This is a genomic window from Phaeobacter sp. CAU 1743, from assembly GCF_039839315.1.
GTDB classification, from domain to species: domain Bacteria; phylum Pseudomonadota; class Alphaproteobacteria; order Rhodobacterales; family Rhodobacteraceae; genus Phycobacter; species Phycobacter gallaeciensis_A.
In genome coordinates this window covers 16329-35171 of sequence record NZ_JBDOQR010000049.1, presented here as the reverse complement: position 1 = coordinate 35171, position 18843 = coordinate 16329, and the positions used below count along the sequence as shown (strand labels likewise).

The window sequence follows — 18843 nt, the reverse complement described above, 5'->3', positions numbered from 1 at the left end:
CGAAGGATTGGGAAAAATCCATCGCCAGCGCGGCAGCTTGGGTCACAATCGCACACATCCGCCGCGTCACGCGGATGCTCGCAAGACAATGAATTCACTCGAAAAGTTTTGAATCAGACTCTCAGATGCCGGACGGGATGACCACCAGCACCAATGACCTGCGCCGCGACCTTGCCGCGGCCTATCGTCTGATTGCGCTGCATGGGATGGACGACGGGATCTATACCCATATCTCCGCGCGGATTCCCGACGGGCCGGACGGCGAGAAGCGGTTCCTGCTCAATCCCTACGGGCTGCGCTTTGACGAGGTGACGCCCGGCAATCTCGTGACCATCGACGAGACCGGTGCGGTGATCGACGATCCCTACGGTGCCGGTGTCAACGCGGCGGGCTTTACCATTCACTCGGCGGTGCACATGGCCCGGCACGACGCGGTTTGCGTGTTGCACACCCATACAGTGGCAGGGGTTGCCGTGTCTTCGGTTCAGGAGGGGCTGCTGCCGCTCAACCAATGGTCGGCGCAGTTCTTTGGCCAGATTGCCTTTCATGATTACGAGGGCATCGCGCTGAACCTCGAAGAGCGCGAGCGTATCGTCTCCGATCTTGGCAACAAGCAGGTGATGCTGCTGCGCAACCACGGCACGCTGCTGCTCGGCCGGTCGGTAGCCGAAGCGGTTAAATACGCGCTGAACCTCGAACGATCTTGCAAGGCGCAGGTTGCCGCGCTCGGCATGGGGCTGACGCCGGTGGTGCTGCCTGATGATGTGGCAGCGCATACGGCGGGGCAATACGCCCGCGCATATGACAAGATAGAAGAGCAGGGCGGCAGCGACCCGGAATGGGACGCCATGCTGCGCCAGCTCGACAAGCAGATACCCGGCTGGGCCGGGTAAAACGGTCCCCGGCATGTGGCCGGGGCTTTCCGCGAGCCTGCACCAAGACGGGCCGTGGTCATCCGAAAATACGGAAAACAGGGAAAGCTCATGAAATATCTCAAAGCGCCGACCTTCCTCATCGCCGCCGCCCTCGCCGCGCCGCTCGCTGCGCAGCAGGAGGGTGGACGGCTCGACATCGTGGTCCAACCCGAACCGCCGGGGCTGATGCTCGGCCTCGTTCAGAATGGCCCGACGCAGCTTGTCGCGGGCGACATCTACGAGGGTCTGCTGCGTTACGACACCGATCTGCAGCCGATGCCGGGACTGGCGAAAAGCTGGGAGATCTCGGAAGACGGGCTGACCTATACGTTCAAGCTGCACGAGGGCGTGAAATGGCACGATGGCGAGGATTTCACCGCCGATGATGTGGTCTTCTCTGCCGGGACCTTCCTGCCCGAAACCCACGCTCGCCTGCGTGCCTCGTTGGCCTATGTCGAGAGCGTGACCGCGCCCGACCCGCTGACGGTGGTCTTCCAGCTCAAGGAACCCTTCGGCCCGTTCATCTCGGTCTTCGAGGCGGCGACCATGCCGATGATCCCCCAGCACATCTATGAGGGCACCGATTTCGCCACCAACGAGGCGAACAACACGCCCATCGGCACTGGTCCCTTCAAGTTCGAGGAATGGGCCAAGGGCAGCTATATCCACCTCGTGAAGAACGAGGATTACTATGTCGACGGTCTGCCCTATCTTGACGAGGTCTATTATCGGGTGATCCCCGACGCAGCCTCCCGTGCGGTGGCCTTCGAGACGGGCGAAGTCGACGTGCTGCCCGGCGGCTCGGTCGAGAACTGGGACATCCCGCGCCTCACCGAGATGGAGGGCGTCTGCTCCACAACCAAAGGCTGGGAGTTCTTTGCCCCTCACGCCTGGATGTGGCTGAACAACCGCGAAGGCCCGACTTCGGACGTGCGCTTCCGTCAGGCGGTGATGTACGCGATGGACCGCGAGTTCATGCGGGACGTGGTGTGGAATGGTCTCGGCACGGTGCCCACCGGGCCGGTGTCGTCAAGGACCAACTTCTACTCGGATGACGTGACCATCTACAACCATGACCCGGATAAGGCGAGGGCGCTGCTTGAGGAAATGGGGTATGACGGAGAGCCGGTGCGCATCCTGCCGCTGCCCTATGGCGAAACCTGGCAACGCTGGGCGGAAGCCGTGCGCCAGAACCTCTCCGAGGTTGGTATTGAGGTGGAGATCGACAGCGCAGACGTGGCCGGCTGGAACGAGAAGACGTCCCAGTGGGACTATGACATGGCCTTCACCTATCTCTACCAGTACGGCGATCCAGCCCTTGGGGTGTCGCGGAACTACACCGCCGACCGCATCAAGAAGGGCAGCCCCTGGAACAATGTCGAGGGCTACGACAATGCCGCGCTGGACGAGAAATGGTTCGCCGCTGCGACCATGACCGACCCGGAGGCCCGGCAGGCCGCCTATGACGAGATCCAGAAGGAAATCGTCGACGATGTGCCGGTAGCCTGGATGCTCGAGCTGGAGTTCCCGACCATCTACCGCTGCAATGTGAAGGATCTCGTGACCACCGGCATCGGTGTGAACGACGGCCCGCGCAACGCGTGGATCGAAGAGTAACCCTCTCCACCGGAAAGAAACTTTCCTGCTGAAAGTTTCCTGGCGCTCCGTTTCGGCGGGGCGCCTCCGGAAATCCTGTCCCAAGAAGAGGGAGCGAATCGGCATGTCCGTTCTTGCCATCATCCTCACGCGCCTGGCCAAGGCCGCGTTGACCCTGCTTGCCATCGCGGTGTTGAATTTCTGCCTGCTGCACGCGGCCCCCGGTGATCCTGCCGTGGTGCTTGCGGGCGAAGCGGGCGCCGCAGACGAGCAGATGATCGCGCAGCTGCGCGAACGCTTCGGGCTCGACCAGCCCTTTGGCGTGCAGTTGTGGAAATATGTCTCGGGGGTAGCCACGCTCGACCTCGGCTACAGTTTCCGGCAGGGGGCGCCGGTCATCGACCTGATCGCGGACCGGCTGCCCGCGACGCTGTTGCTGACGCTCACCGCCTTTGTCATCTCGCTGGTCTGCGGCATCGCCCTGGGTGTGGCCGCCGCGGCCCGCGTGGGCAAACCACAGGACAGCCTTCTTACCACCTTTGCGCTGCTGTTCTACGCGACGCCCCTCTACTGGGCGGCGCTGATGGCGGTTCTGGTGTTCTCGGTCTGGCTGGGCTGGCTGCCCGGTTTCGGATACGAGACCGTCGGCGCGGACTACACCGGATGGGCTCGGGTGATCGATATCGCCAAGCACCTCGTGCTGCCGGCGCTGACCCTTGGCCTGTTTTTCATGGCGGTCTACATGCGCATGACCAGGGCTTCGATGCTCGAGGTCTCCACCGCCGATTTCGTCAAGACCGCACGGGCCAAGGGCCTGTCGGACAAGGTCATTCGCCGCCGCCATATCCTGCGCAACGCCATCCTGCCGGTGGTGACGCTCGCCGGCCTGCAGGCAGGCCAACTGATCGGCGGTGCGGTGCTGACCGAGACGGTCTTTGCCTGGCCCGGCATCGGACGGCTGATGTTCGAGAGCCTCGCCGCACGTGATTACAACACCATCCTCGGGGTTTTTCTCGTATCGGCCGCGATGGTCATCTTGTTCAACATTGTCACCGACATCGTCTACCGCCTCGTGGACCCCCGCATTGGAGCCCGCGCATGAGTTTTTGGACCCGTTTCCGCACCAATATCGGCGCCATGGTGGGTGTCGTCCTGCTGATCGCCGTCATCGCGATTGCCGTCTTTGCCCCGCTGATCTTTGCACATGATCCGTGGCAGATGGTCCAGCGCCCTTTCCTTGCCCCGTTCAGCACGGACGGTCTGCCGCTGGGCACCGACACGCTCGGCCGCGATGTGGCTGCACAGCTGGCATACGGCGCGCGGGTGTCGCTGCTGGTGGGGCTTGTCTCGACGCTGGTGGCGCTGCTGATCGGTGTGCCGCTCGGCGCGCTGGCCGGGTTCTATGGCGGCCTCGTGGACGAAGGCGCGATGCGCTTCACCGAGTTTTTCCAGACTATCCCCAACTTTGCCCTCGCCATCGTGCTGGTGGCGATCTTCGAGCCGACGCTGTCTTCGATCACGCTGGCCATCGCCATCGTCAGCTGGCCACCGGTGGCGCGGCTTGTGCGGGCCGAGGTCATGTCGGTGCGCAAGCGTGAATTCGTCGACGCCGCCACGCTGGCCGGGCTCACCAAGCGCCGGATCCTGGTGCAGCAGGTGCTGCCCAACACCGTCTCGCCGATCATCGTCATGGCCTCGCTGATGGTTGCCACGGCGATCCTTCTGGAGAGCTCGCTCAGCTTCCTCGGCCTTGGCGATCCCAACGCCATGAGCTGGGGCTACATGATCGGCGCTGCGCGCACCGTCATCCGCTCCAGCTGGTGGCTCAGCTTCTTTCCCGGCATCGCCATCATCATCACCGTCCTGGCGCTGAACCTCATAGGGGAGGGGCTTAACGACGCGCTCAACCCGCACCTGTCGAGAAGAAAGGGCCGCGCATGAGTACGCTTGCCATCGAACACCTGACCATCGGCCTGCCCGAGGGGGCCGACCGGCCCTTCGCGGTCGAGGATGTCAGCATGACCATCGACAAGGGACAGATCCTCTGCGTCGTGGGCGAGAGCGGGTCCGGCAAGTCCATGACGGCCAATGCGCTGATGGGGCTTTTGCCACGAGGCGTCACCGTCAAGGCGGGGCACGCCATGTTTGAGGGGCGCGACGTGCTTCGCCTGCCGGACGCGGAGAAGATGACCCTGCGGGGGGCCGAGATCGCGATGATCTTTCAGGAACCGATGACCGCGCTCAACCCCTTGATGCGCATCGGCGACCAGATCGCCGAGGTCTTTGCCGCGCATGACCGCTACACCCAAGGAGAACGGCGCGAGAAGGCGCTCGGCCTGATCCGTGAGGTGCAGCTGCCAGACCCGGAGAAGATCATCCGCGCTTATCCCTTCCAGCTCTCCGGTGGACAGCGACAGCGGGCGATGATCGCCATGGCGCTGGCGCTGGAGCCCAAGCTGCTGATCGCGGACGAGCCGACGACGGCACTCGACGTGACAACGCAGGCGCAAATTCTCAAGCTGATCCTTGACCTGCGCGAACGGCGCGGCATGGCGGTGATGTTCATCACCCATGATTTCGGCGTGGTGGCCGAGATCGCCGACGAGGTCATTGTCATGCGCATGGGGCAGGTGGTTGAACGCGGTTCCGCCCTCGAGGTGCTGGAAAATCCGCAGCATGACTACACCAAGCGCCTGCTCGACGCGATCCCGACCGGAACCCTGCCGGAGCAACGCGTGCTGTCAGAGACCCCCGCGCTCGAGATCAAGGGGCTGCGCAAGATCTACCGCACCGGCGGCGGCTTGTTCCGCGAGGCGCGCGAGGTGCGGGCGGTGGACGACGTCTCGCTCACCGTGGCGCGGGGCGAGGTGCTGGGGCTGGTTGGTGAAAGCGGTTCGGGCAAGTCGACGCTGGGCCGCACCGCGGTGCGGCTGGTGACGCCAAACGGCGGGCAGGTGCTGGTCGGCGGCGTCGACCTCGCGGCGCTGCCCGAGGAAGAGCTGCGCACCCAGCGCCACAAGGTGCAGATGATCTTCCAGGATCCCTATGCCTCGCTCAACCCGCGCCAGCGCATCCTCGGCGCCATCACTGATGGGCCGATCGCCCGTGGCATTCAGCGCAAAGAGGCCGAGGCCCGGGCGAAGGAGCTGCTGGAGATCGTCGGCCTTGGCGCCGATGCGGCGAGCCGCTTTCCGCACGAATTCTCGGGCGGCCAGCGCCAGCGCATCGGCATCGCCCGCGCTCTCGCCATGGATCCCGAGCTGATCATCGCCGACGAGGCGGTCTCGGCGCTGGACGTGTCGATCCAGGCGCAGGTGCTCGACCTGCTGCGCGACCTGCGCGAACGGATGGGGCTGTCGATCCTGTTCATCACCCATGATTTGCGCGTTGCAGCCCAATTGTGCGACAGGATCGCGGTCATGCAGCGCGGCAAGCTGGTGGAGATCGGCCCGGTGCATGACATCTTCCTCAACCCGCAGCAGGACTATACGAAACAGCTCCTCGCGGCTGTGCCGGGCGCGGATTGGGACCAACGGAAAGCCACCGCATGAACCGCATTCTGGGTGTTGTTACCTGCAGCGACCTGAACCTGGCGGAAACCTTCATCCCGCTTTTCGAAGAGCGCGCGCCCGGTCTCGATCTGCGCCGACCCGAAGACATCGACCGCCCGGAGGACGTGCGTTTCATGCTCTCTTTCGTGCCGGCGGACGATGCCTTCGAGCCCTATCCCGGGCTTGAGGCGGTGTTCAGCGTAGGTGCGGGGCAGGATGCCATCGACGCCTGCCCGTCGCGGCCCGATGCGCTGCCGGTCTACCGCCTCGAAGACCCGGACCAGGCGCTGCAGATGGCGGGGTTCTGTGCCTTCCACGTGCTGTGGCACCACCGCGAAATGGCGCAGGTGCATGCAAACCAGCCCCGGGCGCTCTTCGAGCGCAAGATCACCGGGCTGTCGCCGACCGCAAGGCGCATCGGCGTGCTGGGCTTCGGCCTGATGGGCCGTGCGGTGGCAAAGGGACTGGTGGCGCTGGGCTACCCGGTTTCGGGCTATTCGCGGCGGATGCCGGAGGCCGAGCCGGGTGTGACCCATTTCACCGAGGGCCAGCTCGACGATTTCCTCGGCCAGACCGATATCCTCATAAACGTGCTGCCGCTGACCAACGCCACGCGCGGGCTGATCGACGCGTCCTTCCTTGCGAAGCTGCCCCGGGGCGCGGCGCTGATCCACGTCGGACGCGGCGGTCAGGTGGACGAGAACGCGCTGGTCGAGGCCATCAATTCCGGTCAGCTATCGGGGGCCTCGGTCGATGTGTTCGAGGTCGAACCGCTGCCCGAAGATCACCCGTTCTGGACCCATGACAGCATTCTCGTGACGCCCCATGTCGCCTGCATTCCCGCGCCCGAGGCCGTGGTCGAAAACGTGCGCCAGCGCATGACATCTTGCAAGGAAACCGCATGACCGATTTCAATTCCCTCTCCGCCCGCGAGATCGCGGCGCGGATCCGCTCCGGTGATCTCAAGGCCGTGGACGTAGTCACAGCGACCCTCGACCGGGTGCAGAAGGCGAACCCGAAGGTCAACGCCATCATTCAGGATTGCGCCAAGGATGCGCTGGCCGAGGCCGAGGCGCTGGACGCCCGTGTCGCATCGGGCGCGCCGGTGGGGGCGCTTGCCGGCGTACCGGTCACCATCAAGGTGCTGTCGGACCAGACGGGCTATGCCAGCACCAACTCCTGCCGGATTTACAGTGATGTGATCGCCACACAGGACAGCCCCTTTCTTGCGCATATGCGAGAAAAGGACGCCATCGTCATCGGGCGGACCAACACGCCGGCTTTTTCCTATCGCTGGTTCAGCACCAATGATTTCTACGGCGCGACGAAAAATCCGCATAATGATGCGCTGACCGCCGGCGGCTCGTCGGGCGGGGCAGGGGCAGCGGTGGCCACTGGTATGGGGCATATCGGCCATGGCACCGACATCGCTGGATCAATCCGTTACCCGGCCTATGCCTGCGGGGTTCAGGGGCTACGCCCGACCCCGGGGCGGGTGCCGATGTTCAATCCGTCGGGCACCGACAGGGGGATCGGGCCGCAGTTGATGGCGGTCAGCGGCCCGCTGGCGCGGCGCGTCGACGACCTGCGCCTGGGCCTAGAAGGCATGGCTGGCTATTCCACGGGCGATGCTTGGAGCGCCCCGGTGCCGCTGGTCGGGCCCACGTATCGACGTCGCGTGGCGCTGGTTACGCATCCGGCCGACATGGACACGGACCCGCGCATTGTCGCCGATCTGGAACGTGCGGCGCAGATGTTCCGGGATGCGGGCTGGGAGGTCGAGGCGCCGGAGATCCCCGAGCTGCGCGAGGCTGTCATGATCCAGGCCGACATGTGGCTCGCTGACGATCACGCTGCCAAGATGGAGGCGGCGCAGCGCGAAGGCGATGCCGGGGCCATCGCTCTGTTGAACCACTACGCGGACCGTGCGGCAAAGTTCGATACCGCGCGGTTCAGCGAGCTTTTCGTGCGCCGTTCGGCGCTGATCAGGGCGTGGCGGGCGTTCCTGGCTGACTACCCCGTCGTGCTGATGCCCAATTGTGCCGAGCTGCCTTTCCGCCAAGATCAGGATCTTGAGGGGGACGACATGATCGCGCACCTGTGGGACGTGATGCTGCCGCAGATCGCCATCCCGGTGCTGGGCCTGCCCGCGATCTCCATCGCGTCCGATGTGGTGGACGGCGTGCCATCCGGTGTGCAGCTGGTTTGCGCGCCCTGGCGCGAGGATATATGCCTCGAGGCAGGCGAATTGCTCGAACGCGGCTTCGGCTTTCCCGGGTTGCTGGGCTGATAGCGCGCGGCAGACCCGGCCTGGTTCCAGCATGCGGGCCTGATGCCGTGCTATTGCACGAGCTGGCCCTGCGACCTTTCAGATTTCATCTCGCCCCGCGTGCATCCGTGTCCCACCTTGCGGTTTGGCGTTGCGAATGCCGCCATGATAAGGCTGCCTGTGTTCGCCAATGGTCAAATCCTGCCTCTGCAAGAAACACTAATTACTCAAAATATCAAAAGCTTCGGATTGCACGTCCGGATTCAGGCGCAAGGTGCGCTCGCCAGTTTGCGGATCCTTCACGTAACGCAACCGGTTCCAGGCCTGTCGGCCGATGTAGAGGCCATTGTTCACAATGTCGGTGCCGCGTTGGCGGTTTCCTTGGGGGGGGGAGGCACCCCAATGCCGACCGGATGGGGAAGGGGAGCGGTGATTGGGTGAGTAGCGCAGCAGCCAGTTGGTCCACGACAGGAGAGGTTTGGATACCAACCCCCCAAATCCGGCGAGCCAGAAAACACCCTCTGGGGTGTCATCATATCCGATCGGGGGCGCCTGGTCCGGTGCAAAGGTGCGCAACCCGGCCCAGTTTCCGGCCGCGTTGACGATGGTCCGTGCCCGAATACCGCCCGCGGTGGTTTCTGGAACCCAGTGTTCACGGTCCCGCCGGGCCGGGGTGACACGGGCCTCATGCAGGGTCTGAACGCCAAGTTTGCGGCCCCCTTCATGACACCCTGCAGCAGGCGCTCGACCTTCGCATCCCAGCAATCGGGGTCAAGAAAGGGTATCCGTCCAAAATAGAAATGCTCAGGGAAAGCGACGTCCCAAAAAGAGATCCTGCGAAAATCCTTCATTGCCACGCATCAAGCGATTAACCCCGTCCGCGATAGGGCGGCACGCCTTGGTCCGGGATCCACACGCTCTCAGGCAGTGGGCCGGTTTGCCAGAAGACATCAATCGGAATGCCGCCACGCGGATACCAGTAGCCGCCGATGCGCAGCCATCTGGGGTCAAGAAAATCCACCAGACGACGTGCGATGGAGATTGTGCAATCCTCGTGAAAGGCACCGTGATTGCGAAAGGAGGTCAGAAACAGCTTCAGCGATTTTGATTCCACCAGCCAGTCGCCGGGCACATAGTCGATCACCAGATGGGCAAAATCCGGCTGTCCGGTCATCGGGCAGAGCGAAGTGAATTCCGGCGCGGTGAAACGCACGTTGTAGTCCACATCGACCTGCGGGTTGGGCACCCGCTCCAGTTCCGCCTCTTCGGGGCTAGCGGGAATACGGGTTTCGCCACCCAGCTGTTTGAGATTGCTGTAGATATCGTTTGTCATGGAAAACTCCAATCGGTCAGACGCCGCGCTTGTTGCCCCAGATCAGGACATGCAGTTGCGGCAGGATACGGGGGGTGAACCAGCCATCTGTCATGGCGCGTTCGGTCAGCCATTCCAGCCGGTCCGCAAGATCCTGGGGATCCACAGGGGATTCCGGGTCTACATCGGGATTGCCCGGTTGCAGGTAAATTGGCAGGTCGGGGTGGCGCGCATGGGCGTCCTTTGCCCAATCATAATCGGCCTCGTCAAAGATGACGATCTTCATCACCATCTGGCGGGCAGTCTGCCCGGCTTTCACGCAGGCGGCAAAGGCTGCCCAGTCGACGCTCTCACCGCTTGAGGGCGGTTTCGGGGACAGCACCAGCGTATCAAGGTCGCCGAACCAGGGCCGGGGCACCGATCCTTGCGTTTCGCAGGCGAACCGGTAGCCCGCCGCCCGGCCGCGCGCGATCAGTGGGCCGAAATCCTGGATCGCGGGGTTGCCGCCGCTGAGCGAGACGGTCAGGGCCTGCCCGCCTGACAGGCGAAAAACCTCGTCCCAGATCTCCGCGTCACTCATCGGTGTCCAGGTGTGGCGATAGGCACTGTCCACCGCGTGCAGGCTGTCGCACCAGCTGCAGCGATAGTCGCAGCCCCCTGCGCGTACGAATACGGTCGGCTCACCGATCAGGGCGCCTTCGCCCTGGATGGTGGGGCCGAAAATCTCGGCAATACGCAGGGTCATGGTCGGTATTCAGCCCAGGTTTTTGGCGTCTCACTCACTAGAACCGCGCTGGTTTCAGGCCAGCGGGCGGCGCACCAGTCGTGGAAATGGCGGGCCATGTTTTCAGCCGTCGAGGGCACATCCAGCACATCGTTCAGGTGCCGGTGATCGAAGGTCTCGTCGATGTAGGTCTTGAGCGGTTTCAGGTCGTGGTAATCGCGCACGAACCCATCCGCGTTCAGCGCCTTGGCAGCCAGTTCCACCACAACGATGTAATTGTGCCCATGCAGGCGCGCGCATTGGTGGTCGTCCGGCAGATGTGAAAGCTGATGCGAGGCGGAGAAATGAAACTCCTTGCGGATGCGAAACATCAGTGCCCCTCCTTTCCGGCAATGGCGGAGAGCCAGTAGTCCGGGTCGGCATAGGCTGTCGGATCCGCGACCCCGGCGAGGTGGAAGGCCTCGCGGCGCTCAACACAGGTGCCGCAGCGCCCGCAATGCAGATTGCCGCCCTTGTAGCAGGACCAGGTCTCGGCAAAGGGGGTGCCGTGGCGGGCGCCATCGGCGACGATGTCGGCTTTGCTACGTTCCACAAAGGGCGTGTAGAGATCCACGTCGGCATAGCCGTCTAGCGCGGCCCTCTGCATGGTCTCGAACGCCCGGGTGAACCCGGGACGGCAATCTGGATAGATGAAGTGATCGCCGCCATGTACGGCGGTGGCGACAGCCTCATCCCCGTTGGCGGCGGCAACGCCGAACCCGATGGCGAGCATGATGGCGTTGCGGTTTGGCACGACGGTTATGCGCATCGTTTCTTCGGCATAATGACCGTCGGGGACGTCGATGTCGTCGGTGAGCGCCGAGCCGGTCAGCGCGGCGCCGATGGGGCGCATGTCGATCAGATGGTGAGGGACGTTGAGACGCTGCGCGGCGGCAGCGGCAAAATCCAGTTCCTTGCGATGGCGCTGGCCATAGTCGAAGGAAACGAGCCGGGTGAGCTGGCGCTCTTCGGCGACGATATGCGCAAGCGACACGGAATCGAGTCCGCCTGAGCAGATGACAAGTGTTTTCATGTTGGGCCCTTGTTTTGGTATCCGGGTAGGCTGCGACCGGATTTCGTGGCGCTGCCTATCAGCGCGGCGCGGGGGAGGCAATACGGCTGTTGCCAACCCGAAAAAGGATGTGAACAGCGGGCGGAATGCGCAAGGTTGGCCGTGATAGCCAGAAATCTACATTCGGGGGAGTAATCGGGGCAATTGGGTTAACGTTACGGCTAAGGGCGTGCGCTACCAGGTCTGTTGCGAGGGAGCAGAAAAGGCGAGCTGCCCCTGAAACTGGCCGCCATAGACGCCGGAGGACCGGGGCATGGTGATGGGAAGCAGCACAAGACCGGCCGCCATGGCAGCGGCCAGTGCCAGTGCAAGAAGAGAAGTCATTTCTTTCATTTGCGGTTTCCACTTCCTGGGCTGAATAGTTTTAAAGACGCACTGGCCGTCTGGCGCAGTGTGCACTCAAGGTATCGTTACATGTTTTGTACGGCGTTCCGGGTACGGGGGTCTTGGCAGGTTCTGCCAGCCATATGACCCTATCTGCCAAACCGGGTGTTCACCCTGCAGTTATTGGGTCGCTGCGGCTTGCCGGTATTGGGCAGGTGCCTGGCCAACCCAGCGTTTGAAGGCGCGGCTGAAAGTGCTTTGTTCGGAAAAACCGGTGAGGAATGCGATCTCGGCGATCGAGAAGTCGCTTGTGGTCAGCAGTTCATGGGCAAGTTGGGTTTGGGCCTGTTTCAGGGCCTCTCGATAAGTCAGCCCCTCTTCGGACAGGCGGCGGTAGAGAGTGCGTTCGCTCATCCCCATTGCGCGCGCGATATCGCCCGCTTGCGGCAAGCCATGTTTCAGGGCCTGTGACAGGTGGCGCATCAGATCGGTCATCAGCGGTGGGTTCTTGTGCAAGGCACACATTTCCTCATCCAGATGCCGGATCAGGAAGTCGGACACCGCCTTGTCTCCGAGCCGGACCGGCAGATCCAGCGCGGTGGAGGGCAGGGCGAGGGCGTCCCGGTCTGCTTCAAAGTGAACCTCGCAGCCAAAATACTCGGCATAGCGTTCAGGCGTGCCTCGGCAGGGGTGACGAAAGGATGCATAGGAAAACTGGATATCTTGTCCCAACAGGCAGCGGATCTTGTGAGCAAAGCTGGCCAATGCGCATTCATTGCGAAATTGCAGGACCGGATGAGTGACAGAACGCTCTTCGATGATCAGCCGAGCAGGGTCCTGAGTGTCATCAAAAAGATAATCGACAGTGTCGGTCATGAGCCGGAAATAGCGCTCGATAAGCCGCATGGAGCTGCGTAGATCAGGTGCCGTCTTGATCGCAAGCCCCAGTACTCCGAGATCGTCCAGCTGGATGGTCTCTGCGTAAGTGGAAATGAGAGCGACCTCATCTTCCTGGGTGCTCCGTATCCAGTCCAGAGCGTTGAAATACTCGGCCTCGGGCATGATCCCATCCGCGCCCGGCCGAAAGCGATAAACAACTTCCCCTTCAGAGAGCAAAGCACCGTCGTCCGACATCGTCAGACCAGCGGCATTGGCCATCGTCGCCACAAATGTTGTTGTTACACTTGGCATTCGACTCTCCCTGTTTGGGAAACGAAGATAATTTATCTTTTGATTTAGGGATAGAGACTTCGGGGTGTCCTTGGCGCCACCACGGGCGTCGTTGTTGCGCCTGTCGGCTCCATTTGGGCGCCTGACGCGCTTTGGGGCGGTGGCAGCGCCTGCAATTAGGGGCTGGTCCGTCATGATGCGCCTCCTCCCTGATAACCCATGAGCTAACTGATCAGTCAATGATCTAAAGGGTGTACTGATCGGTACGTAAATGTCAATGTGATTCTTTTCTGCTCCGCTCACTTCACAAGTTGGAGAGAGAAAATTTAATGCTTTTCAGCAACTTATTAACTTGTTTGCAAAACTCACGCGCGCGTGAGTGAAAACGGATCGGTACACCTTTGGGGGGAGTTCGGCGGTGCGATCATGAAGCAAGGTCGTGGGCAGGGCGCCGTCCAGGCCGATCGCGATAGCGACATGCCGTGGTGCCCACAGAACCCAGCCAGACGGAGGCTCGCTGAGTAAATGGAAATCACGCCACATCCGAAGCGCTCTCAGACGCCTGCAACATGGCAGCACGGCACTGCGACGTCAGCCGCAACGGGAAAGGCCCGCCAACTATGGCAGGCGCGGCATCCAACATGATGCGCCCGAAGCTCTTTGCCTGGTTATTTTACGCCAAGGCCCATCTGCATCAGGGTCCGGCGCACCGGCGCCATTGAATAGAGCGCATTGAGGCCAAAGGCACGTAGATCGCGCAGCGGGCGCGGTGCCAGCATCGAGGTGCGGTTCAACAGGTCGATGCCTTTGACGCGCAGCATGATGTCCTTGTGGCGGGCCTTGTTGTAGGCCTCCAGCATCGCAGCATCGCCCAATTCCTCGGGGCGGGCCTCGGCCAGTTCCAGCAGACAGCGCAAATCGCTCAACGACATGTTCAGCCCTTGGGCGCCGATTGGCGGCACCACGTGGGCCGCCTCTGCCATCAGCGCCAACCGCTCGCCGTTCAGCCGCTCAGCCGACTGGCTGATGATCGGCCAGATGGTCCGGCGGGAGGCCAGCGTCAGATCACCCAGCAAGCCACAGCTGCGCCGGGTCATCGCGGCCTCGAACTCTGCCGTCTCCATCTGCAGCAACTCGCTCGCCCGCGGACCGCGTTCCATCCAGACTACGGCTGAGGACGGCAAGCCTTGATAGTCGGGCAGGGGGACCAGGGTGAATGGCCCGCCCGAGCGGTGGATTTCGGTCGAGACGTTTTCATGTGGGAACGGATGGGTCACCGCAAAGGCCAACGCCTTTTGCCCGTATCGGGTGGTCTTGACCGGAATGCCTGCGGCCTCGCGCATCGGGGAATTGCGCCCGTCGCAAGCAAGAACCAGTTTCGCCTTTTGCTGGCTGCCGTCGGTCAGGGTCACGCGAGCTTCGTTCAGGCGGGTGAACAGCTGCGTGGTGCCAACGCCGGGGCGGAAATCTACATTCGGCAGATCAGCCAGCGCTGCGACCATCTCCCGGCGCAACAGCCAGTTGGGCAGGTTCCAGCCAAAGGGCTGGTCCGAGATATCGGCGGCGTTGAAATCCCGCACCACCCGCGGTTCGGGGTGCTCTCCGCCAGCATCGACGATGCGCATGATCTGGAGGGGGGCGGCGTGATCGGCAAGTCGGGCCCAAAGGCCACAACGCTCCAGCAACTCGCGGGCGGGCTGCAGGACTGCGGTGGTGCGCAGGTCGGAGCCATCGACGTCCCGCTCGGTAATCGGGGGGGCCGGGTCAACGCAGATCACCCGGAACCCGGCAGAGCCAAAAGTGGCGGCGGCTGTCAGTCCGGCGATGCCGCCGCCGGAAATCAGGATGTCACAGGTCTGGTCCATGGCTGCCGCCTTTCATCGTCCGTCTGCCCTGAGATATGCCTCAAGGCAGAGGAATGACAAGCGGCATATGGTCCTTATCCGCGCGTGATCAGGATCAAGAGCGTGAACATCACCGGTACAAGGCACAGGGCTGGTATATAAAGACCGGGAACGCCGAACATGACGACCGAGCAACCCCAGAGGCTGACGAAGGTGCCAAGCGCGTAATAGATGTTGTCTTTGGCGCCATAGGCGACCTCTTTGCAGATCCGGCCCAGAAGGGGGATGGCAAACAGCAGCCGCTGCCAGAGAGACAGGCGTTCGGGGAGGGTATAAGCAGTCATATCGCGTTTCCTGTATGTATTACTGCGGCTTCATCTAGGTCAGGAAAGGTGACTATTGCAGGCGAGATTTCGTCGCAGTCTGCTTACGCGTGGAAAACCGCTCAGCTGAGCCGAAATTTACCGCGGTTCAGCAGCCATTCTGCCGCGCCGGACGAACCGGTGCAGCCATTTAGTTGATAAGGGTACGGGGGAGCGGTGCCGGTTCTACAACAGGCGGCTCAGGAACCCTGTCAGATCATCAGTATGGTGATGGATGTGATCGCCGTCATGCGGGGCTGGCGCGACATGGACGGTGCGCATGCCCATGGCGTGCGGTGCAGCCAGATTGCGGGGATCATCCTCGAACATGGCAGCGCTTTGTGGCGCAATGCCCGCCTTGGCAAACACGGTGTCGAATGCCTGCCGTTCGGGTTTTGGCCGGTAATCGGCGTGTTCGACGCCATAGATCCCGTCAAACAGCCCAGCCAGACCGCGCGCTTCGAGAACCCGCTCGGCGTAGGGGGCGCTACCGTTGGTATAGACGATCCGCCGCCCCGGTAGATCCCTGATCCGGGCGGCAAGCTCGGCATCCGGGTCCAGCGGCGCAAAGGAAATGTCGTGCACCGCAACCAGATAGGGATCGGGATCGATGCCGTGCTCTTGCATCAGCCCGGCCAGGGTGGTGCCATGTTCACGCCAGTAGTGTTTGCGCAGACGGTCGGCCTCGGCGTGATCCACGCCCAGTTCGGCCATCACATAATCGGTCATCTTGACCTCGATTTGATCGAACAGCCGCGCCGAGGGCGGGTAAAGCGTGTTGTCGAGGTCGAAGACCCAGTGACGGACATGAGAGAAATGTGATTTGACCATGCCCTTCGATTAAGTTGGATGCGGCTGTTTTGCAATGCAGCGCGGCTTTTCTGGCCTGCGTGATTTCGGCGCAAATTGAGCAAGAGGCTTGATTGGCCGGGGCCGCACTGTAGAAAAGACCGGATGAAATCCAACGGAAAGACCATGAACCAGCACCGCAGCACCCAGAAAGACGCCTATGCGCTGATCCTTGAGGCCATCGACGTAGGCGTCTACCGGCCCGGCGACCGACTGGTGGAAAGTGATCTGGCCGAACGCTTTGGCGTCTCCCGCACGCCGATCCGTGAGGCCCTGCAACGGCTTGAGACACAATCGCTGCTGGAGCGGGACGGCAGGTCGCTGATCGTGGCCTCGCTGGATCATAACCAGATGGCCGAGCTCTATGTGGTGCGGCGCGAACTGGAAGGTCTGGCCGCGCGGTTGGCAGCCCAGCACGCCACCGAAGAAGAGATCCGTGTCCTGCAGGAGATGGTGAAGGCCGATGATCAGCTGGTCGATGATCCGACCGAGCTGGCCAAGGCGAACCGGCGCTTTCACGAACAGATCCACCTTGCCTCGCACAACCGCTATCTGGTCCAGCAGCTCAATCTGGTGCACCGGACAATGGCGCTGATGGCAACCACCTCGCTGGCGGCCAAGGGACGCGGCAAGATCGCGCAATCCGAGCATAAGGGTATCGTGGATGCGATCAGCAGGCGCGATGCGGATGCTGCGGCAGATGCCCTGAAAGATCACATTTCTATCGCCTTCATGACCCGTCTGAAACAGGATGCTGGCGACCGCAGCAAAGGCTGAGAGTCAGGTTGCGACTCTTGCAGGCAGGTCAACTTTGTGCGCTGCTGCAGGCCTCGGCCTGTTCTGCGCTCCGTGTCTGTGGGTCATAATAATCGTCCGGCGCGTGGATCCCGTGATCGGTCTTGTCCCAGAAAAACGGATGAAAAACCAATTCATAGAGGCCCTTGTAGGCGGCGACGACTCCCATAGGATAATAGAACAGAAGGCAAGGTGCCCACAGGGCCAGCCATCGCCGACGGGTCACAAAGGCTGCGACAACAGCCGTTATCTGGTTCAGGAGCTCAAAAATTACGATGCTTGCGACGGCGAGCGCCAGCCAGCCTTCGGGAACCGTGTCTGCGCTGGGATGAGGCAGCCCCAAGGCGACGAGCCAGAAGCTCCACAGGAATGGCGCGAGCAGAAATTGCCCGACAGAGCACAGAAAGAAGATCTGGAAGCCGATGAACCGCCACCAGCCAAGATCCCGAAGAAGCTGCGCCGGGGATCGCATGTGGACGCAATAGGTTACCATGAAACCTTTGAGCCAGCGTGATCTCTGCTTGATCCAGGGCCAGGGGCGACAATTGGCCTCTTCATAGGTGGTGGAGGCCAGCATCTTGGTGCGATAGCCCGCTCGGAACAGGCGCACGCCCAGGTCGGCATCCTCGGTCACATTGTGGGCGTCCCAGCCGCCAACCCGGTCCAGAATGTCGCGCCGGATGAACATGGTGGTGCCGCCAAGCGGAACGACCAGCCCCATGCGTGCAATCCCATGCAGGATAATGCGGAACCAGCTGGCGTATTCCAGCGTAAAGCAGCGCGCGATCCAGCTGGCGCGAGGATTGTAATAATCAAGGACACCTTGCACACAGGCCAGTTCAGGAGGAGCATGGGCAAAGGCCGCAGCCACCCGGTGCAGCTGATCGGGCTGCGGCGCATCCTCGGCATCCCAGACGCCGATGATTTCACCCTGGCAGTGGTTCAGCGCGTAGTTCAGCGCCCGGGGCTTGGTCTTCAGGTCCGCATAGGCGGGCACCCTGATCACCCGGATCCAATGGGGCAGCCGGGCCTTTTGCACCGCCCGCAGGGTGATGGCGTCATCCTCTTCCAGCACCAGGATAACCTCCATAAGGTGGCGCGGATACCGCAGTTTCCGGAGCCGGTGCAAAAGCGCGCCGCTGATCTTTGCCTCACGGAACAAGGGCACCAGGACCGAGATGCGGGGCAATTGATCCGGTCGCAAAAGGCTGCGGTGGGGCAGGGGCGGGCGGTAACGCTCTTCAAGAAAGCCTGCGAGACCGATCACCCGAAAGCCAGTAAACAGCAGGAGCAGCGCAAGGGCCAGCGCGCTGAAGGCGTTGAAAACGAACATCGGAACCAGAATGGTCAGGCTCAGCACCATCCCAATCCACACCGCCATTGCCATATGGAGCCTGCCATGGGCGAGGAAGCGGCTGCTCATCTCGGACGGCACGCTGACGCTAGCATTCCGGACCATTCGGTGCCGAAGGGTGCGCGTCAGAAGGTCCTGCACCTGCACCTTGCGGGCAAGAACCGGGATCACTGTGCCAAAGGCATTGCGCAGTTGTGCCTGAACCCGGTCGGCCTGGCTGAGATCGGCCATGGCCACAACGATGGAATCCCCCAGCCGCATCCAGGGCACGGCAGAGTTTCGCAGCCAGAAGGCCGGGGGCATTTTGTGCAGAAGGTTTGGGTCAGGGCGGGCTTTTGCCAGCTCGACATAGCGAAAAAAATCTGGGTCAGAGGCTTTGTTCCCCTGGGACGTTCGCGCGCTTTTTTCAAAGGATCGCGTGGTTCTTGGCAACATGGACTGCAGGCTGTCTGGCGGGGATTTTCCATGCTGCCGCAGGGTTAGCGCACGAATAGCTGCGTCCGCCGGTGGTCCGGCGCTGGGCGCTGGCGGCTGGCGCGGATTGATCCTTGCCGGAGTCGGGCCGAAAGCGGAATGGTTCCTACCTTTTTGGTTCTGACGCGCGGTGAGATGAACCTGCGCCTGATGCGCCCGGATGAGCGCGCTTGCCGGAGGTCGCAATCCCTGTG

General features: G+C 62.4%; 19 protein-coding genes and 1 pseudogene. 9 read left to right on the top strand and 11 right to left on the bottom strand.

What is annotated here, in order from left to right; all coding sequences use genetic code 11:
* From AAFO90_RS17485 to AAFO90_RS17450, 8 genes and pseudogenes are all read left to right on the top strand, one after another.
* A pseudogene (locus tag AAFO90_RS17485) lies at positions 1–92 on the top strand (IS5/IS1182 family transposase); the annotation flags it as partial.
* A 33-nt stretch (positions 93–125) separates the two neighbouring features.
* Entirely contained in the window at positions 126–893 is a 768-nt protein-coding gene (locus AAFO90_RS17480; RefSeq protein ID WP_274830880.1) for a class II aldolase/adducin family protein, read from the top strand.
* Between the two features lie 90 nt (positions 894–983).
* Positions 984–2531: an ABC transporter substrate-binding protein gene (locus tag AAFO90_RS17475; protein ID WP_347510187.1), complete on the top strand. Its 1548-nt coding sequence runs from the start codon at positions 984–986 to the stop codon at positions 2529–2531.
* A 103-nt stretch (positions 2532–2634) separates the two neighbouring features.
* Entirely contained in the window at positions 2635–3612 is a 978-nt protein-coding gene (locus AAFO90_RS17470) for an ABC transporter permease (protein ID WP_347510186.1), read from the top strand.
* A 35-nt stretch (positions 3613–3647) separates the two neighbouring features.
* On the top strand, positions 3648–4451 hold the full coding sequence (locus AAFO90_RS17465; RefSeq protein ID WP_342456159.1) for an ABC transporter permease: 804 nt from the start codon (positions 3648–3650) through the stop codon (positions 4449–4451).
* On the top strand, positions 4448–6061 hold the full coding sequence (locus AAFO90_RS17460) for an ABC transporter ATP-binding protein (protein ID WP_347510185.1): 1614 nt from the start codon (positions 4448–4450) through the stop codon (positions 6059–6061). The genes AAFO90_RS17465 and AAFO90_RS17460 overlap by 4 nt, the downstream gene beginning before the upstream one ends.
* A complete protein-coding gene (locus tag AAFO90_RS17455) occupies positions 6058–6966 on the top strand; it encodes a glyoxylate/hydroxypyruvate reductase A (protein ID WP_347510184.1) in 909 nt (302 codons plus the stop codon). The genes AAFO90_RS17460 and AAFO90_RS17455 overlap by 4 nt, the downstream gene beginning before the upstream one ends.
* A complete protein-coding gene (locus tag AAFO90_RS17450) occupies positions 6963–8351 on the top strand; it encodes an amidase (RefSeq protein ID WP_347510183.1) in 1389 nt (462 codons plus the stop codon). Before AAFO90_RS17455 ends, AAFO90_RS17450 begins: the two co-directional genes overlap by 4 nt.
* Before the next feature lie 198 nt (positions 8352–8549).
* Here AAFO90_RS17450 and AAFO90_RS17445 read toward each other — a convergent pair whose 3' ends face one another.
* From AAFO90_RS17445 to AAFO90_RS17400, 10 genes are all read right to left on the bottom strand, one after another.
* Positions 8550–8906, bottom strand: coding sequence for a hypothetical protein (locus tag AAFO90_RS17445; RefSeq protein WP_347510182.1), 357 nt, complete (start codon positions 8904–8906; stop codon positions 8550–8552).
* 292 nt (positions 8907–9198) lie between these two features.
* Complete coding sequence (gene queF, locus AAFO90_RS17440) at positions 9199–9663, bottom strand: preQ(1) synthase (RefSeq protein ID WP_347510181.1); 465 nt, start codon at positions 9661–9663, stop codon at positions 9199–9201.
* 16 nt (positions 9664–9679) lie between these two features.
* Positions 9680–10387 (bottom strand): 7-carboxy-7-deazaguanine synthase QueE, encoded by a 708-nt coding sequence (gene queE, locus AAFO90_RS17435; RefSeq protein ID WP_347510180.1) that lies wholly within the window; start codon positions 10385–10387, stop codon positions 9680–9682.
* Entirely contained in the window at positions 10384–10737 is a 354-nt protein-coding gene (gene queD, locus AAFO90_RS17430; protein ID WP_274828430.1) for a 6-carboxytetrahydropterin synthase QueD, read from the bottom strand. Before queD ends, queE begins: the two co-directional genes overlap by 4 nt.
* Positions 10737–11438 (bottom strand): 7-cyano-7-deazaguanine synthase QueC, encoded by a 702-nt coding sequence (gene queC, locus AAFO90_RS17425; protein WP_347510179.1) that lies wholly within the window; start codon positions 11436–11438, stop codon positions 10737–10739. Before queC ends, queD begins: the two co-directional genes overlap by 1 nt.
* Before the next feature lie 213 nt (positions 11439–11651).
* Positions 11652–11810: a hypothetical protein gene (locus AAFO90_RS17420; protein WP_347510178.1), complete on the bottom strand. Its 159-nt coding sequence runs from the start codon at positions 11808–11810 to the stop codon at positions 11652–11654.
* A 171-nt stretch (positions 11811–11981) separates the two neighbouring features.
* Entirely contained in the window at positions 11982–12992 is a 1011-nt protein-coding gene (locus AAFO90_RS17415) for an AraC family transcriptional regulator ligand-binding domain-containing protein (RefSeq protein ID WP_347510177.1), read from the bottom strand.
* Positions 12993–13639: 647 nt separating this feature from the next.
* A complete protein-coding gene (locus AAFO90_RS17410; protein ID WP_347510176.1) occupies positions 13640–14836 on the bottom strand; it encodes a UbiH/UbiF family hydroxylase in 1197 nt (398 codons plus the stop codon).
* A 74-nt stretch (positions 14837–14910) separates the two neighbouring features.
* Complete coding sequence (locus tag AAFO90_RS17405; RefSeq protein WP_274829657.1) at positions 14911–15159, bottom strand: hypothetical protein; 249 nt, start codon at positions 15157–15159, stop codon at positions 14911–14913.
* Positions 15160–15363: 204 nt separating this feature from the next.
* The gene (locus AAFO90_RS17400) at positions 15364–16008 is read right to left on the bottom strand and encodes a pyrimidine 5'-nucleotidase (RefSeq protein WP_274832740.1); all 645 of its coding nucleotides are present in this window, start codon (positions 16006–16008) and stop codon (positions 15364–15366) included.
* Positions 16009–16152: 144 nt separating this feature from the next.
* On the opposite strand from AAFO90_RS17400, the gene AAFO90_RS17395 reads away from it, so the two are divergent.
* Positions 16153–16803, top strand: coding sequence for a GntR family transcriptional regulator (locus AAFO90_RS17395; protein ID WP_065273565.1), 651 nt, complete (start codon positions 16153–16155; stop codon positions 16801–16803).
* Positions 16804–16831: 28 nt separating this feature from the next.
* Here the strand turns inward: AAFO90_RS17395 and AAFO90_RS17390 are convergent, their stop codons facing one another.
* Complete coding sequence (locus AAFO90_RS17390; RefSeq protein WP_347510175.1) at positions 16832–18610, bottom strand: glycosyltransferase; 1779 nt, start codon at positions 18608–18610, stop codon at positions 16832–16834.
* Positions 18611–18843 lie beyond the last annotated feature (233 nt).

What these genes read in the sequence shown, in the direction of transcription:
- queE (WP_347510180.1), bottom strand. Translation starts at nt 10,387, where the DNA reads ATGACCCTGCGTATTGCCGAGATTTTCGGCCCCACCATCCAGGGCGAA.
- AAFO90_RS17415 (WP_347510177.1), bottom strand. Translation starts at nt 12,992, where the DNA reads ATGCCAAGTGTAACAACAACATTTGTGGCGACGATGGCCAATGCCGCT.
- AAFO90_RS17455 (WP_347510184.1), top strand. Translation starts at nt 6,058, where the DNA reads ATGAACCGCATTCTGGGTGTTGTTACCTGCAGCGACCTGAACCTGGCG.
- queD (WP_274828430.1), bottom strand. Translation starts at nt 10,737, where the DNA reads ATGTTTCGCATCCGCAAGGAGTTTCATTTCTCCGCCTCGCATCAGCTT.
- AAFO90_RS17420 (WP_347510178.1), bottom strand. Translation starts at nt 11,810, where the DNA reads ATGAAAGAAATGACTTCTCTTCTTGCACTGGCACTGGCCGCTGCCATG.
- AAFO90_RS17400 (WP_274832740.1), bottom strand. Translation starts at nt 16,008, where the DNA reads ATGGTCAAATCACATTTCTCTCATGTCCGTCACTGGGTCTTCGACCTC.
- AAFO90_RS17460 (WP_347510185.1), top strand. Translation starts at nt 4,448, where the DNA reads ATGAGTACGCTTGCCATCGAACACCTGACCATCGGCCTGCCCGAGGGG.
- AAFO90_RS17410 (WP_347510176.1), bottom strand. Translation starts at nt 14,836, where the DNA reads ATGGACCAGACCTGTGACATCCTGATTTCCGGCGGCGGCATCGCCGGA.
- queC (WP_347510179.1), bottom strand. Translation starts at nt 11,438, where the DNA reads ATGAAAACACTTGTCATCTGCTCAGGCGGACTCGATTCCGTGTCGCTT.
- queF (WP_347510181.1), bottom strand. Translation starts at nt 9,663, where the DNA reads ATGACAAACGATATCTACAGCAATCTCAAACAGCTGGGTGGCGAAACC.
- AAFO90_RS17480 (WP_274830880.1), top strand. Translation starts at nt 126, where the DNA reads ATGCCGGACGGGATGACCACCAGCACCAATGACCTGCGCCGCGACCTT.
- AAFO90_RS17450 (WP_347510183.1), top strand. Translation starts at nt 6,963, where the DNA reads ATGACCGATTTCAATTCCCTCTCCGCCCGCGAGATCGCGGCGCGGATC.
- AAFO90_RS17475 (WP_347510187.1), top strand. Translation starts at nt 984, where the DNA reads ATGAAATATCTCAAAGCGCCGACCTTCCTCATCGCCGCCGCCCTCGCC.
- AAFO90_RS17465 (WP_342456159.1), top strand. Translation starts at nt 3,648, where the DNA reads ATGGTGGGTGTCGTCCTGCTGATCGCCGTCATCGCGATTGCCGTCTTT.
- AAFO90_RS17390 (WP_347510175.1), bottom strand. Translation starts at nt 18,610, where the DNA reads ATGTTGCCAAGAACCACGCGATCCTTTGAAAAAAGCGCGCGAACGTCC.
- AAFO90_RS17395 (WP_065273565.1), top strand. Translation starts at nt 16,153, where the DNA reads ATGAACCAGCACCGCAGCACCCAGAAAGACGCCTATGCGCTGATCCTT.
- AAFO90_RS17470 (WP_347510186.1), top strand. Translation starts at nt 2,635, where the DNA reads ATGTCCGTTCTTGCCATCATCCTCACGCGCCTGGCCAAGGCCGCGTTG.
- AAFO90_RS17405 (WP_274829657.1), bottom strand. Translation starts at nt 15,159, where the DNA reads ATGACTGCTTATACCCTCCCCGAACGCCTGTCTCTCTGGCAGCGGCTG.